This is a genomic window from Nevskia soli DSM 19509 (assembly GCF_000711955.1).
GTDB lineage: Bacteria > Pseudomonadota > Gammaproteobacteria > Nevskiales > Nevskiaceae > Nevskia > Nevskia soli.
In genome coordinates, this window is the sequence record NZ_JONR01000001.1 from 199,227 (window position 1) to 214,646 (window position 15,420).

At 66.3% G+C, this 15,420-nt stretch carries 13 protein-coding genes; all 13 read left to right on the plus strand.

Annotated features, from left to right (window positions below):
• Positions 1–252 precede the first annotated feature (252 nt).
• The 13 genes from pyrH (at position 253) to dnaE (ending at position 15,419) form a co-directional block, all read left to right on the plus strand.
• Positions 253–981 carry a UMP kinase gene (gene pyrH, locus BP26_RS0100890; protein WP_029918693.1) on the plus strand — a complete coding sequence of 243 codons (729 nt, stop codon included), beginning with the start codon at positions 253–255 and terminating at the stop codon, positions 979–981.
• Between the two features lie 41 nt (positions 982–1,022).
• Positions 1,023–1,580, plus strand: coding sequence for a ribosome recycling factor (gene frr / locus BP26_RS0100895; protein WP_029918694.1), 558 nt, complete (start codon positions 1,023–1,025; stop codon positions 1,578–1,580).
• 19 nt (positions 1,581–1,599) lie between these two features.
• Positions 1,600–2,319 carry a polyprenyl diphosphate synthase gene (gene uppS / locus BP26_RS0100900; protein WP_036515755.1) on the plus strand — a complete coding sequence of 240 codons (720 nt, stop codon included), beginning with the start codon at positions 1,600–1,602 and terminating at the stop codon, positions 2,317–2,319.
• Between the two features lie 9 nt (positions 2,320–2,328).
• Entirely contained in the window at positions 2,329–3,156 is an 828-nt protein-coding gene (locus BP26_RS0100905) for a phosphatidate cytidylyltransferase (protein ID WP_029918696.1), read from the plus strand.
• 213 nt (positions 3,157–3,369) lie between these two features.
• Entirely contained in the window at positions 3,370–4,761 is a 1,392-nt protein-coding gene (gene rseP / locus BP26_RS0100910) for an RIP metalloprotease RseP (RefSeq protein WP_051747960.1), read from the plus strand.
• Positions 4,762–4,767: 6 nt separating this feature from the next.
• On the plus strand, positions 4,768–7,083 hold the full coding sequence (gene bamA, locus BP26_RS0100915; protein WP_051747962.1) for an outer membrane protein assembly factor BamA: 2,316 nt from the start codon (positions 4,768–4,770) through the stop codon (positions 7,081–7,083).
• 40 nt (positions 7,084–7,123) lie between these two features.
• Positions 7,124–7,636: an OmpH/Skp family outer membrane protein gene (locus BP26_RS0100920; protein WP_084182669.1), complete on the plus strand. Its 513-nt coding sequence runs from the start codon at positions 7,124–7,126 to the stop codon at positions 7,634–7,636.
• A gap of 34 nt (positions 7,637–7,670) precedes the next feature.
• The gene (gene lpxD / locus BP26_RS0100925) at positions 7,671–8,747 is read left to right on the plus strand and encodes a UDP-3-O-(3-hydroxymyristoyl)glucosamine N-acyltransferase (protein ID WP_029918700.1); all 1,077 of its coding nucleotides are present in this window, start codon (positions 7,671–7,673) and stop codon (positions 8,745–8,747) included.
• On the plus strand, positions 8,740–9,231 hold the full coding sequence (gene fabZ, locus BP26_RS0100930) for a 3-hydroxyacyl-ACP dehydratase FabZ (protein WP_084182702.1): 492 nt from the start codon (positions 8,740–8,742) through the stop codon (positions 9,229–9,231). Before lpxD ends, fabZ begins: the two co-directional genes overlap by 8 nt.
• Positions 9,228–10,010 (plus strand): acyl-ACP--UDP-N-acetylglucosamine O-acyltransferase, encoded by a 783-nt coding sequence (lpxA, locus tag BP26_RS0100935; RefSeq protein WP_029918702.1) that lies wholly within the window; start codon positions 9,228–9,230, stop codon positions 10,008–10,010. Before fabZ ends, lpxA begins: the two co-directional genes overlap by 4 nt.
• Before the next feature lie 11 nt (positions 10,011–10,021).
• On the plus strand, positions 10,022–11,155 hold the full coding sequence (lpxB, locus tag BP26_RS0100940; protein ID WP_029918703.1) for a lipid-A-disaccharide synthase: 1,134 nt from the start codon (positions 10,022–10,024) through the stop codon (positions 11,153–11,155).
• On the plus strand, positions 11,152–11,805 hold the full coding sequence (gene rnhB / locus BP26_RS0100945) for a ribonuclease HII (RefSeq protein ID WP_051747967.1): 654 nt from the start codon (positions 11,152–11,154) through the stop codon (positions 11,803–11,805). The genes lpxB and rnhB overlap by 4 nt, the downstream gene beginning before the upstream one ends.
• Entirely contained in the window at positions 11,802–15,419 is a 3,618-nt protein-coding gene (gene dnaE / locus BP26_RS0100950; RefSeq protein WP_036515758.1) for a DNA polymerase III subunit alpha, read from the plus strand. The genes rnhB and dnaE overlap by 4 nt, the downstream gene beginning before the upstream one ends.
• Position 15,420 lies beyond the last annotated feature (1 nt).

Genomic DNA, 15,420 nt, shown 5'->3' on the forward strand with positions numbered 1-15,420 from the left:
AGTTTCCCTTGAGCCAGCAACCCGCCTACAAGCGCATTCTTGTAAAGCTTTCCGGCGGAGGCGGCCGCGAGACGGTGTCGCGCAGCGTGGGTGCGGGAGCGGCCGCCGGGCCTCGCGGAGGCACAATACGCCAATGAGCGCACAGCCTGCTTACAAGCGCATCCTCGTAAAGCTTTCCGGCGGGGGCGGCCGCGAGACGGTGTCGCGCAGCGTGGGTGCGGGAGCGGCCGCCGGGCCTCGCGGAGGCACAATATGCCAATGAGCGCACAGCCTGCTTACAAGCGCATCCTCGTAAAGCTTTCCGGCGAGGCCCTGATGGGGGAAATGGACTACGGCATCTCGCCGGACGTGATGTCCCGCCTGGCCCAGGAAATCAAGGAAGTCATCGACCTCGGCGTACAGGTCGCGGTGGTGGTCGGCGGCGGCAACATCTTCCGCGGCGAAGGCCTGGCCCGCGCCGGCATGGACCGCGTTACCGGCGACCAGATGGGCATGCTCGCCACGGTCATCAACGCCCTGGCGATCCAGGACGCGGTCGAGCGCATCGGCCTGTCGGCCCGGGTGCAGTCGGCGATCCGCATCAACGAGGTGTGCGAGGACTACATCCGCCGCCGCGCCGTGCGCCACCTGGAGCACGGGCGCGTGGTGGTATTCGCCGCCGGCACCGGCAACCCGTTCTTCACCACCGACTCGGCTGCGGCCCTGCGCGCCATCGAGGTCAATGTCGACCTGCTGCTCAAGGCGACCAAGGTGGATGGCGTTTATACCGCCGATCCGCACAAGGACCCCACAGCCAGGCGGTATGACGTGCTGACCTACGACGAGGCGCTGGACCGACGCCTCGGGGTGATGGACCAGACCGCGCTGGTGCTGTGCAGGGATCACAAGATCAATCTGCGGGTGTACGACATGTTCCGCGCCGGCGCCCTGATGCGCATCGTCACCGGCGATACCAGCATCGGCACCCTGGTCAAGGTTTGACAGCCGGACTTCAAGGCAAGCAACAATTCAGTGGAGCAACCATGATCGAAGACATCAAGAAAGATGCCACCGCGCGCATGCAGAAATGCGTCGACGCCCTCAAGCAGTCCCTCACCAAGCTGCGCACCGGCCGCGCCAATACCGCGCTGCTGGAGCACGTGCGCGTCGACTACTACGGCAACGAGACGCCGCTGACCCAGGTGGCCAGCGTGGTCGTCGAGGACGCCCGCACCATCCTCATCACCCCCTGGGAAAAGAACATGGTGCAGGCCATCGAGAAGGCCATCATGGCGGCCAACCTCGGGCTCAATCCGAATACCGCCGGCACCAGCATCCGCATCAACCTGCCGCCGCTGACCGAAGAGCGCCGCCGCGACCTGATCAAGGTGGTGAAGTCGGAGACCGAGGGCGCGCGTGTGGCGATCCGCAATGTGCGGCGCGACGCCAACCAGGACATCAAGGAACTGGCCAAGGAAAAGCTCGTCACCAGTGATGAGGAGAAGGAGGGCGAGGGCGCCATCCAGAAGCTCACCGACCAGTTCGTCGCCAAGGCCGACGAGGTGATGGCCGCGAAGGAAAAAGAGTTGCTGGCCGTCTAGGGCGCAGGCGACTCCGCCCGTGACCCACGAACCCCCGGTTCTGGCCGCGCCCCGCCTGCCGCGCCACGTCGCCGTGGTGATGGACGGCAACGGCCGCTGGGCCAAGCGGCGCAACAAGGCGCGCGCGCTCGGCCACCGCGCCGGCGTATCCGCCGCGCGGCGCATCGTGCGTGCCTGTCACAGCCAGGGCATCGAAGTGCTGACCCTGTTCGCTTTCAGCCAGGAAAACTGGCAGCGGCCACCGCTGGAAGTGCGCCTGCTGATGGAACTGTTCGTGCGCACCCTGGGCCGCGAGATCGACAGCCTGCACCGCAACGGCGTGCGCATCCGCTTCATCGGCGACCATGCCGATTTCCCCGAATCCCTGCGCGAACTGATGCGCGAGGCCACCACCCGCACCGCCGCCAATGAAGGCCTGGTCCTGGTGATCGCCGCCGGCTACGGCGGCCAGTGGGATATCGCCCAGGCGGCGCAGCGCCTGTGCGCTGAAGGCCTGCCGCTCACCCCCGCCAACCTGGAATCGCGCCTGGTCACCGCCGACCTGCCGCACCCGGACCTGTTGATCCGCACCGGCGGCGAGAAGCGCATCAGCAATTTCCTGCTGTGGCAGCTGGCGTACAGCGAGTTGTATTTCAGTGACGTGCTGTGGCCGGATTTCGACGCCGCCGAACTGGAACGTGCGCTGCACTGGTACTCTGGACGCGAGCGGCGCTTCGGCCGCGTGCCAGAAAGCGCCTGATCCCAGCTCATGCTCCTGCAACGCGTCATCACCGCCCTGGTCCTGTTGCCGATCGTGCTCGGCGCCATCTGGTTTGCGCCGAGCCCATGGCTGTACGGATTGTTCAGTGGCGTAGCCCTGCTCGCCGCCTGGGAATGGACCGCCATGATGGGGCTACCACAGAGCGCCGAGGCCGCCGGCCGCCGCTGGGGTTATGTGCTGCTCAGCGCCGTGGTTCTGGCCGCCGCCTGGCTGGGGCGCGCCGCGTGGCCTTGGTTCGCGGCGCTCGGTGTGCTCTGGTGGCTGTGCGCCCTGTGCCTGATGCCGGGGTTTCCAGGCAACCTGCAGCGCCATCGGCCCGGCATCCCGGCCCTGGGTTTGCTGGGGCAGGTGCTGTGGGTGCCGGCGATCATCTCCCTGGCCATCATCGGCGGCATGCAGGAGCACGGCCTGCGCCTGATCTACCTCTTCGCGCTGGTGTGGGCGGCCGACGTCGGCGCCTATCTCGCCGGCCGCAACTTCGGCCGCAACAAGCTGGCGCCGAACGTATCGCCGGGCAAGACCCGCGAAGGTGCTCTGGGCGGCCTCCTGCTGTGCGCCGTCTACGCAGTGGCCGCCGGCGGTTACGTGTTCCAGCCCACCGGCCTGCGGCAACTGCTGCTGCTGGTCGGGTTGAGCCTGCTGGTGGCGGCTCTGTCCATCGTCGGCGACCTGGGCATCAGCATGTTCAAGCGCCTGTCCGGCATCAAGGACAGCGGCAAGCTGCTCCCCGGCCACGGCGGCATACTCGACCGTATCGACAGCCTGCTGGCCGCCGGACCGGCCATGGCGCTCGGTTTGTACTGGCTTCGGCTTTGAAGAACAGCGGCCGGCCGGGAGGCGAACGCGGCAGTCCGGGCGCGGTCGAATGCAGCACGAGGGGCCATTCTTGGGTATCTTTGCGGCTGTCGGGTCCGGTTCCGGCACCTGCGGCGCGACGCGCCGTGGCGGTTCCGGACAAATCCTGCGGGCTCCGTGCCCGTTTTGCGGCAGCGGGCGGTATTGCATCGGCTCGCGCCGGGAGTGTTGTTGATGATTGAGTATCTGCAGTCGGGCCTGCACAACGCCCTGTGGTTCTTCGTCGCCATCGCCATCATGGTGGCTTTCCATGAGTTCGGCCACTTCTGGGTGGCGCGCCGTTTCGGCGTCAAGGTGCTGCGTTTCTCGGTGGGCTTTTCCTTCGGCCCGTTCAAGCCGCTGGCGCGCTGGCAGGGACGCGACGGGGTGGAATACCAGATCGGTTCGATTCCCCTTGGCGGCTATGTAAAGTTGCTGGACGAGCGCGAAGGACCGGTGGCTGAAGCCGATCTGCCGCGCGCATTCAACCGCCAGCCGGTGTGGGTGCGCATCGCGGTATTCGCCGCGGGGCCGGTATTCAATTTCATCCTCGCCATCGTCTTCTTCTGGCTGATGCTGATGGCTGGCGTGCCGGGACTCAAACCCTTCCTGGCCGAGCCTGCCGCCGGCACCGCCGCCGCCGCCGCCGCCCTGCATAGCGGGGACCGGGTGGTCAGCCTGAACGGGCGCGCCATCCAGAACTGGGATGCCCTGCGCAGCGACCTGATCAAGAATGTATTCACCCGGCAGCAGACCGCTCTGGTGGTGCAGGGCCAGGATGGAGTGCAGCGAAAGGTAACGTTGGACCTGGGCAAGGTGCGCAGCGATCCACAATACCTGTTCGACGATCTGGGTTTCGATCCCTACCAGCCGCCGATGGAGCCGATCCTGGCCAAGATCCTGCCTGACAGCCCGGCACAGCGGGCGGGCTTGCAGGACGGGGATCGGGCGGTTGCGCTGAATGGCGTGCCGCTGAAGAGCTTCCAGGAATTCCAGCGCGGCATTTCGAGCCATCCGGGCCAGGTGATCAAGCTCGATGTGCAGCGCGGAACGCAGTTGCTGCATATCGACGTCATCCCGAACGTGGTGACCGATCATGGCATCAGCGTTGCCCGTATCGGCGCCAGCGCGCAGGCGCCGATGGCGGCGGACGACAAGTTGTGGCACGATTTGCAGATTAAGCAGCAGTACGGTCCCGTGGAGGCGCTGCCGTTGGCGTTGCAGGCCACCTGGGACACGGCCGTGACGGTAGTCGAATTCGTCTACCACATGGTTTTGGGTGATATTTCTACCAAGAATATCAGCGGGCCGATCAATACCGCCCAGGTGGTGGGATTATCGGCAAGCATTGGCTTGTGGGCGTTTTTGAAAATCATCGCCATCGTCAGCCTGAATCTGGGGATCGTGAATCTGTTGCCGATTCCCATCCTCGACGGCGGACAGATTCTGTATGGCCTGATGGAATGGGTTAAGGGGTCACCCCTTTCCGAGCGTGCCCAGGTGTTCGGCCAGCAGATCGGCCTGACGCTGCTGATGTTGCTGTTTGGACTGGCTTTCTACAACGATGTTGCACGCCTGATAGGCTGACCCTGAATGGGCTTTTTTAGATTCGAACGACGCGGGATTCCTGTTGCCCTGAGCTTCCTGGCCGTGCTGGCGCTGCAGGGTGCTGCCTGGGCGGTGGAACCGTTCAAGATCCGTGAGATCCGGGCCGAAGGCCTGCAGCGTCTGGAAATCGGAACGGTCCTGACCTACCTGCCACTGGCGGTGGGCGACGAACTCAACGACAACACCTCGCGTGAAGCGATCCGCGGCCTTTACGGTTCGGGCCTGTTCCAGGACGTCGCGCTCAACCGCGATGGCGATGCCCTGGTGATCAAGGTCAAGGAGCGCCCGGAGATCGCCGGTTTCACCATCAAGGGCAACGACAAGATCGGCGGCGACGAACTCAACAAGTCGCTGAAGGACCTGGGCCTGGCCCAGGGCGAACTGTTCAAGCGCGAGCTGCTGGATCAGGTGCAGCAGGAACTGCGGCGCCAGTACTACGCCAACGGCTATTACGACGTCGACATCGACACCCACGTCGATACGCTGCCCAACAATCGCGTCGACATCAAGATCCAGGTCACCGAGGGTCCCGTCTCCAAGATCAAGGAGATCAACATCCTTGGCAACAAGAGCTTCCCCAAGGCGGTATTGCTGGAGCAGCTCAAGCTGCAGAACACCATCTGGTGGAAGCTGTTCCAGAAGACCGATCGCTATTCCAAGCAGCAGCTCGGCGGCGATCTCGAAGCCCTCAGCTCCTATTACCAGGATCGCGGCTACCTGCAGTTCAACATCATCTCGGTCCAGGTCGAACTGTCCCCGGACAAGAAAGATGTCTACGTCACCCTCAACGTCGACGAGGGCGACAAGTACACCGTCAAGAGCCATCGCTTCTCCGGCGAAACGGTGCTCAACGAGGACTTCCTCAACCGCCTGGTGACCACACCCGACGGCAGCCAGTTCTCGCGGCGTGAAGCCACCGAGAGCTCGGACCGCATCGAAGCCGCCCTGTCCGATATCGGCTATGCCTTCGCCAAGGTCACGCCGCTGCCCGAGGTGGACGAGTCCAAGCGCCAGGTCGGCCTCAACTACTACGTCGAGCCGGGCAAGCGCGCCTACATCCGCCATATCAATTTCGTGGGCAACGCCGGCACCAACGACGAGACCCTGCGCCGCGAAATGCGCCAGCTCGAAGCCTCGCCGTTCTCCAAGAGCGCGGTCGAACGTTCGCGCGTGCGCCTGCAACGCCTGCCGTTCATCGAGTCCGCCGAAGTCGAGACCAAGCCGGTCCCCGGCGCCGACGATCTGGTCGACCTCGAATACAAGGTCAAGGAACGTCAGCCCGGCCAGGTCCAGTTCGGCGTCGGTTACTCCGGTTCGCAGGGCTTCCTGATCAGCGCCAGCGTCAGCAACTCCAACTTCCTCGGCACCGGCAACACCGTGTCGGTGACGGCGGAAAACAGCTACCTGACGCGCCAGCTGAATCTGAGCTGGACCAATCCGTACTTCACCTCGGACGGCATCAGCCAGACCATCTCGACCTACTACCGCCGTTCCAAGGGCGTGATCCGCTACAGCTCCGGATTCGACTACAACGTGTTCGGTGCGGACCTGACCTACGGCATCCCGCTGTCGGAGTTCACCTTCCTGCGCCTCGGCGGCGGCATTTCCCGCACCGCCATCCAGACCTTCCCCGGCAACAGCTCGGATCAGGTGCTGGACTTCGTCATCAACAACGGCACCGAGTACAACGAGTACCAGCTGCGCACCGGTATCGCCCGCGATACCCGCAACCGCACCTTCTTCGCCAGCAGCGGCTCGCTGTCCCGCCTGAACATCGACATCGCCATTCCCGGCAGCGACCTGACGTACTACAACGCCAGCATCCAGCAGCAGCAGTACTTCCCGCTGCCGTACCAGTTCTTCGCCGAATTCGACGGCACCATCGGCTACATCAACAACTACGGCAGCACCCACGGCGTGCCGCCGTACCAGAACTACTTCGCCGGCGGCGCCAACACCGTCCGCGGCTACCGCGACGGCACGCTGGGCCCGCGCGATACGCCGTTCAACAACCCCTTCGGCGGCAAGCTGCGCACCACGGCGCAGACCACCCTGGTGATTCCGCTGCCGGTGGTGAGCGACAACAAGACCACCCGCGCCGGCGCCTTCTTCGACATCGGCAACGTCTATGGCAATGCCGGGGATTTCAAGGCCTCGCAGCTGCGCCAGTCGACCGGTATCGCCTTCAGCTTCTTCACGCCGATCCTCGGTCTGCTCGATTTGAGCTACGCTTTCCCGCTGAACCCGAAACCGGGCGACGAAACCCAGCACTTCCAGCTGACGTTCGGCTCCGGCTTCTGATTTTCCCCACGACGCAAAACACTTACTTAGAGAGACTGACATGATGCAAAAGCGTATTCGTGCACTCGGCCTTGCCGTAGTGCTGCTGGCCGCCTCGGCTGCTGCCCAGGCCGAAGTGAAGATCGCTGCCGTCAGGAACGACCTGCTGCAGAACTCCGCCCAGCTCAAGGCCGCCCAGGCCAAGATCCAGGCGGAAGTGGAAAAGCGCCGCGGCACGCTCGAGGCCCAGGGCAAGCAGCTCGCCGACGACATCCAGAAATACCAGCGTGACGGCGCCACCATGTCGGTGGAGCAGCGCGACAAGACCGAAAAGGACCTGAACACCCGCAAGGCCCAGCTCGATTACGACCAGCGCAAGGCGCAGGACGAGCTGCAGGCGCGCAGCCAGGAACTGCAGGGTCAGGCGGTCAGCCAGATCCGCGACGTGATCTTCCAGGTGGGCAAGGAAAAGGGCTACGACCTGGTCATCAGCGACGCCTTCATCATCAACCCGGCCATCGACATCACCGAGGACGTGCTGAAGCGTCTCAACGCGCAGGGCGCCGCCAAGTAAACGGCGGAGCACGCGACTGCCGGGGGCGCGCGGCATGGCTGAACTGGCCGACACCATTGCCTACACGCTGGGTGAGCTGGCGGAGAAATTCGCCCTGAAACTGCAAGGAGATGCGCAATTGCGCATCTCCGGCGTCAGTTCGCTCGCACCGGGCAAGCCCGGCCACCTGAGTTTCTGTACCGACCCGCGCCGTCGCGCGGAATTGGCGGAGACGCAGGCCGCGGCGGTGATCATCTCTCCCCGCGAGGCGGAGAAATTCCCCGGCAACGCACTGCTGGCGCCGGATCCGGCGCTGGCCTTCGCGCGCATCGCCGCGCTGTTCGATGGCAGCAGGCAGTTCACCCCGGGCCTGCATCCGGCGGCGGTGCTTGCCCCCGGCGCCGTGGTTGGCGCCGGTTGCTGGATCGCCCCGCACGCGGTGATCGAGGACGGCGCGAGCATCGGCGAGGGCAGCTTCATCGGGCCGAATTGCCTGATCCGGCGCGGTGCGGTGATTGGCCCGGACAGCCGGCTCGAAGCAAACGTTTATATCGGCGAGCGCTGCCGCCTCGGCGCCCGCGCCCACGTGCAGCCGGGCGTCGTCATCGGCGGCCGCGGTTTCGGCCTGGCGCGCGCCCGTGAGGGCTGGATCGAAGTGCCGCAGCTGGGCATCGTGGTCATCGGCAATGATGTCGAAATCGGCGCCAATACCACCATCGACCGCGGTGCCCTGGACGACACCGTGATCGAGGATGGAGTCAAGCTCGACAACCAGATCCAGATCGCGCATAACTGCCGCATCGGCGAACATACGGCCATCGCCGCCTGTACCGGCATTGCCGGCAGCACCGTCATCGGCAAGCGCTGCATGATCGGCGGCGCGACCTGCGTTACCGGCCATATCCGCATCGCCGACGATGTGGTGGTGCTCGGCATGGCGATGGTGACCAAGTCGCTGACCGCGCCGGGGGTCTACGGCTCGGGCCTGCCGGCCCAGCCGGTGCGCGAATGGCGCAAACTGGTAAGCCGCATCAGGCGGCTCGGGAATGTTGACGAGCGCCTGGAACAAGTGGAAAAGAAACTGAAGCTGGAGCCGAAACCCGGAGACGCGAGTGAACCAGACGATTTTTGATATACGCGCCATCATGGGGATGCTGGCGCACCGTTCCCCCTTCCTGCTGGTCGACAAGGTGATTGCCTATGAAAAGGGCAAGTCGCTGGTCGCCATCAAGAACGTGACCTACAACGAGCCTTTCTTTACCGGCCATTTCCCCGATGTGCCGACCATGCCGGGAGTGCTGATCCTGGAGGCGCTGGCGCAGACCTGCGGCCTGCTCACCTCGCAGGAAACCGGCATCAAGCCGGAATCCGGGGTGATCTTCTACTTCGCCGGCATCGACAATGCCCGCTTCAAGCGCATCGTCGTTCCCGGCGACCAGCTCACCCTCAGCGTGTCGATCGACAAGATCAAGCGCAACCTCTGGCGCTTCAAGAGCCGCGCCAGCGTCGACGGCGAACTGGCCTGCGAAGCCGACCTGATGTGCGTGTTCAAGCAGCCGCCCGCCACCGAAGGCGTCACCGCCGCGGCGCCCGCCGCCGAGGTGAGCGGCGAATGAGCGGAAAGATCCACCCCACCGCGGTGATCGATCCGCAGGCCGAACTGCACGCCTCGGTCGAGGTCGGCCCCTACACGGTGATCGGCCCGGGCGTCCGCATCGGCGAGGACAGCTGGATCGGCCCGCATGTGGTGCTGCAGGGCCCGATGAGCCTGGGCCGGCGCAACCGCGTGTTCCAGTTCGCCTCGCTGGGCGAAGTGTCGCAGGACAAGACCGCGAAGAAGGACGAGGCGACGCGGGTCGAGATCGGCGACGACAACACCATCCGCGAGTACGTCACCATCCAGCGCGGCACGCTCAAGGAAAAGGGCCTGACCCGCATCGGCAACGATAACTGGATCATGGCCTACTGCCACATCGCCCACGACTGCCTCATCGACGACCACACCATCTTCGCCAACGGCACCACCCTGGCCGGGCATGTGCACGTCGAGGACTTCGTCGTGTTCGGCGGCGTCACCATGGTCGCCCAGTTCTGCCGCATCGGCGCCCACAGCTTCTCCGCCGGCGGCGCCGGCATCACCCGCGACGTGCCGCCGTTCCTGGTGGTGCAGGGCAACCCGGCCGCGCCGCGCGGCATCAACATCGAGGGCATCCGCCGGCGCAACTTCACCGCCGAGGACATCAGCGACATCAAGCACGCCTATCGCACCATGTTCCTGGCCGGCCTGCGCCAGGACGAAATGAAGGCCGAGCTGGCCGGAATCGCCCAGCGCTCGCCGCACGTGGGGCGCATGCTCGAGTTCGTCGAGAACTCGAAGCGCTTGATCCAGAAATAAGGGCGCAATCGATGCGATTCGCCCTGATCGCAGGAGAAGCATCGGGCGACCTGCTCGGTGGGGCGTTGGTGCATGCCCTGCGCAACCGCTTTCCCGAGGCGACTTTCTACGGCGTCACCGGCCCGCGCATGCGCGAAGCCGGCTGCGACAGCGTCGATACCATCGACCGCCTGTCGGTGATGGGCCTGGCCGAGGTGCTGCCCAAGCTGCCGGACATCCTGCGCATGCGCGGCGAATTATTGCGGCGCTTCGAGGCCGACCGACCTGATTGCGTCATCGGCATCGACGCGCCGGACTTCAACCTGGCGTTGGAGCAGCGCTTGCGCGAATCGGGCTTGCCCACGGTGCACGTCGTCAGCCCCAGCATCTGGGCCTGGAAGGCCGGGCGGGTGAAGAAAATCGCCCGCGCCGCGAATCTGGTCCTGTGCCTGTTCCCGTTCGAACCGCGCTACTACGAGGGGCATCCCGTGAAGGCCGAGTACATCGGCCACCCCCTCGCCGAGGAACTGGCCGAGCCGGTCAGCCGGGAAGACGCGCGCCGCCTGCTGGACCTGCCTCAGGCGGATCCCTGCGTGGCCATCCTCCCCGGCAGCCGCGGCGGCGAGCTGAAATACCTCGCCGAACCTTTCGTCCAGACCGCCGCCTGGCTGGCGCAGCGCCGGCCGGAGCTGTCCTTCGTTGTGCCCCTGGCCAAGCCCTCGCTGCGCCCGCTCTTCGAGCAGGCGATCGCCGCCCACGCCCCGCAACTGCGCTGGAAGCTGGTCGATGGGCGCTCGCGCGAAGCCATGCGCGCCGCCGACGTGGTGCTGCTCGCTTCCGGCACCGCCACGCTGGAATGCCTGTTGCTCGATCGTCCGATGGTGGTGAGTTACCGCGCCTCCGCGCTGACCGCGTGGCTGGTGCGGAAGCTGATTAAAATCGACCGCGTGAGCCTGCCCAATCTGCTGTGCCAGGAACCGGTGGTGCCCGAATACCTCCAGGAAGAGGCGGACGTGGCGCACCTCGGTCCCGCCGTGCTGGAACTGCTGGACCAGCCGGCGGCGCGTGCGCGCCAGACCGGCCAGTTCGCCGCCGTGCGCCAGGAACTGCGCCGCGGCGCCGCCGACAGCGCCGCCGCGGCCATCGCCCGGCTGATCGGCCGATGAGCCTGCTGGCCGCTGGGGTGGACGAAGTCGGCCGCGGTTGCCTGGCCGGGCCGGTCTACGCCGCCGCCGTGATCCTGCCCGATCGGCATGGCATCGTCGGCCTGCGCGACTCCAAGCAGCTCACTGCCGCCAAGCGCGAACTATTGGCGCCGCAGATCCAGGCCCGCGCCCTGGCCTGGGCAGTCGGCATCGCCACGGTCGAGGAGATCGACCGCCTCAATATCCTGCGCGCCACCTTCCTGGCCATGGCGCGCGCCGTGCAGGCGCTGACGCTGCGCCCCGCGCTGTGCCTGGTCGACGGCAACCAGGTGCCGCAGCTGGGCTGCGAGGTGCGCACCATCGTCGGCGGCGACGCCACGGTGGAATCGATCATGGCCGCGTCGATCGTGGCCAAGGTGGCGCGCGACGCCGAACTGGTGCGGCTGGATGGCCAATACCCCGGTTACGGCCTGGCCCAGCACAAGGGCTACGGCACGCCGGAGCATCTCGGCGCCTTGCGTGCGCGCGGCCCCTGCGTGGTCCACCGCATGAGTTTCGCGCCCTGCGCGCAGGCAGAGCTGCCGGGCATCCGCAACGGCCAAGCGCAGGAGCAGCCGCTGGTGGCCGCTGCCGACGAGGTCCGATCGCCGCTCATGGACTCCCGCCCATGAGCTTCGTCCACCTTCACCTGCACACCGAATTTTCCCTGGTCGACAGCCTGATCCGGGTCGAGCCGCCGGCGCGCAAGAGCGGCGGCGCCAACGTGCAGTCCCTGACCGGGCGTGCCGCCGAGCTGAAGCTGCCGGCGCTGGCCATCACCGACCAGGACAACCTGTTCGCGATGGTCAAGTTCTACAAGTTCGCCGAGTCCGCCGGCATCAAGCCGCTGATCGGCGCCGACGTCTGGCTGCAGGAGCGCGCGGAAGGCGAGAGTCCCGAGCGCGTCACCTTGCTGGTGCAGAACCAGACCGGCTACCGCAACCTCACCCGTCTCATCTCGCGCGCCTACAACGAGGGCCAGGGGCGCGGCAGGCCGCAGCTGAGCCGGGACTGGCTGGCCGAGGCCAGCGCCGGCCTGATCGCCCTCACCGGGCGCCACGGCGGCATCGGCATGGCCCTGCTGGGCGCCAAGCTCGACCGCGCCCGCGAATGCACCGCCTGGTGGCAGAGCCATTTCCCGGACCGCTGCTATCTCGAGATCACCCGCTGCGGCCGCACCGACGACGAAACCCACCTCCAGGCCGCAGTCGCCTTCGCCCGCCACAGCGGACTGCCGGTGGTCGCCAGCAACGACGTACGCTTCCTGCGCCGCGAGGACTTCGAAGCCCATGAGGCCCGTGTCTGCATCGCCTCCGGCCGCGTGGTCAACGACGAGCGCCGCCCGCGCGAGTATTCGCCCGAGCAGTACCTCAAGTCCGCGGAGGAAATGCAGGCCCTGTTCGCCGATCTGCCCGAGGCGGTCGAAAACACCCTGGAAATCGCCCGCCGCTGCACCCTCAGCCTCAAGTTCGGCCAGAACTACCTGCCGGACTTCCCGGTGCCGGAAGGCATCACCATGGCCGACTACCTACGCCAGCAGGCCACCGCCGGGCTGGAGCGCCGCCTGCGGCAGCACCCGCCGGCGCGGCCGCTGGAGGAATACAACAAGCGCCTGGACTACGAGCTGGGCATCATCGAGAAGATGGGTTTCGCCGGCTACTTCCTGGTGGTGGCGGACTTCATCGCCTGGGGCAAGAGCAACGGCGTGCCGGTCGGCCCCGGCCGCGGCTCCGGCGCCGGCTCGCTGGTGGCCTACACCACCGGCATCACCGACCTCGACCCGCTGCCCTACAACCTGCTGTTCGAGCGCTTCCTCAACCCCGAGCGCGTGTCGATGCCGGACTTCGACGTCGACTTCTGCATGGAAGGCCGCGACCGCGTCATCGAGTACGTGGCGCAGCGCTACGGCCGCGACCACGTCAGCCAGATCATCACCTACGGCAGCATGGCCGCGCGCAACGTGGTGCGCGACGTCACCCGCGTGCTGGGCCAGCCCTACGGCATGGGCGATCGCATCGCCAAGCTGATCCCGGGCACGCCGGCGTTCAAGGCCGACGCCGAAAAGCTGGGCCGCTCCACCCTCGAGCACGCCCTGGTGGCGGAGGGCCAGGACGAGCTCAAGCGCCTCTACGACACCGACGAGGAAGTGCGGGCCATCATCGACCTCGGCATGGTGCTGGAAGACCTGACCCGCGGCGTCGGTGTGCACGCCGGCGGCGTGGTCATCGCGCCCAAGGCGCTGACCGAATACACCCCCACCTTCTGCGAACCGGGCGGCGCCGGCCTGCGTTCCCAGTTCGACATGAAGGACCTGGAAACCGTCGGCCTGGTCAAGTTCGACTTCCTCGGCCTGCGCACCCTGACCATCATCCAGGCGGCCGTCGACCAGATCAACGCGCGTTGGCCGGAGCGCGCGCTCGACATCCTGGCGTTGCCGCTGGACGATCCCAAGACCTACGCGCTCTACGCCTCCGGTTTCACCACCGCCGTGTTCCAGATGGAATCGCAGGGCATGCAGCGCGCCTCGGTGGACCTCAAGCCGGACCGCTTCGAGGACATCATCGCCCTCATCTCGCTATACCGCCCGGGGCCGATGGAGCTGATCCCCGAGTACGTCGCGCGCAAGAACGGCAAGGCGCCCGAATACCTGCACCCGGAAATGGAGCCGGTGCTGGGCAACACCCTCGGCATCTTCATCTACCAGGAGCAGGTGATGCAGATCGCCCAGCAACTGGGCGGCTACACCCTCGGCGGCGCCGACCTGCTGCGCCGCGCCATGGGCAAGAAGAAGCCGGAAGAGATGGCACAGCAGCGCGACATCTTCGTGCAGGGCGCCGCCGGCCGCGGCATCGACGCCGGCATCGCCTCGCAGATCTTCGACTTGATGGAGAAGTTCGCCGGTTACGGCTTCAACAAGTCGCACGCCGCCGCCTATGCCCTGGTCTCCTACCAGACCGCCTGGCTCAAGGCGCATTACCCGGCGCAGTTCATGGCAGCGGTGATGTCGGCGGAAATGAGCCACACCGATGCCGTCGTCGTCATGCTCGACGAATGCAAGCGCATGAAGCTCGAAGTGCTGGCGCCGGACATCAACCGCTCGGTGTTCCGCTTCACCGTCAATCCGGAGGGACAGATCCTCTACGGCCTCGGCGCCATCAAGGGCGTGGGCGAGGGCGCCTTGCAGGGCATCGTCACCGAGCGCGACGCCAACGGCCCGTTCCACGACCTGTTCGACTTCTGCCGCCGCATCGACACGCGCCGGGTCAACAAGCGCGTGCTGGAAGCCCTGATCTTCGCCGGCGCCCTCGACGGCCTCGGCGTCAACCGGCCCAGCCTGCTGAAAACCCTGCCCAAGGCCCTACAGCTGGCCGAGCAGACCGCCGCCGGCGCCAGCGCCGGCCAGGACGACCTGTTCGGCCTCGGCGCTCCGGCCAGCGCCACCAACGCCAGCGTCGCCGCCGAGAACGAGCCGGAATGGCCCCCGAACGAGCAGCTGGCGCGCGAAAAGGAGGTCTTGGGCCTGTATTTCTCCGGCCATCCGATCGAGGTCTACCGCCCCCTGATCGACCAGGTCTGCTCCGGCACCCTCAAGGCCCTGATCGCCGAAGCGCCGCCCCCATTCGGTTCATTCAGCGGCGGTGGTGGGGGGGACGATGACGACGGCCCGCCCGCGCCCCGTCGTGGTGCACGCAAGACCGTCATGTTCGGCGCTTGGCTGTCCGATATCCGCAATGTCGGCGGCGAACGGCCCGGAAAGATCGTGATGCTGGACGACCGCACCGCCCAGATCATCTGCTGGCTCGGCTTCGACGAGTGGCAGAGGTTCCAAAACACGCTGCGGAGGGATACGCTGGTGTTCGCCAGCGGCGAGATCCGGGCGGTGCAGCGCGAAGGCCGGGATTTGGAACACCGGCTTTACCCGAAAAACTTCTGGGATCTCGACGCGGTGATGCGCGAACGCGCCGATCGTGTCACGCTGCACTGGCGCAAGCCCGCGGTCGAGCCCGCGGCCCTGCGCAGCCGGCTCGCTGCCTGGCGCAGCGACCACGGCGCGGCGGTGACGCTGGATTATGTGAACGGTCGCGCGCGCGCGACTCTGGATTTCGGCCCGCAGTGGCGTATGCGGGTGGACGAGGCGGCGCTGACGGAATTGCGCCGGCTTCTGGGCGACGACGCGGTTAAAGTGGACTACAAGCGCTTTGTGGCGCCGCAGTCCGCAAAAATGGACTATGGCTATGGCGAGTGAG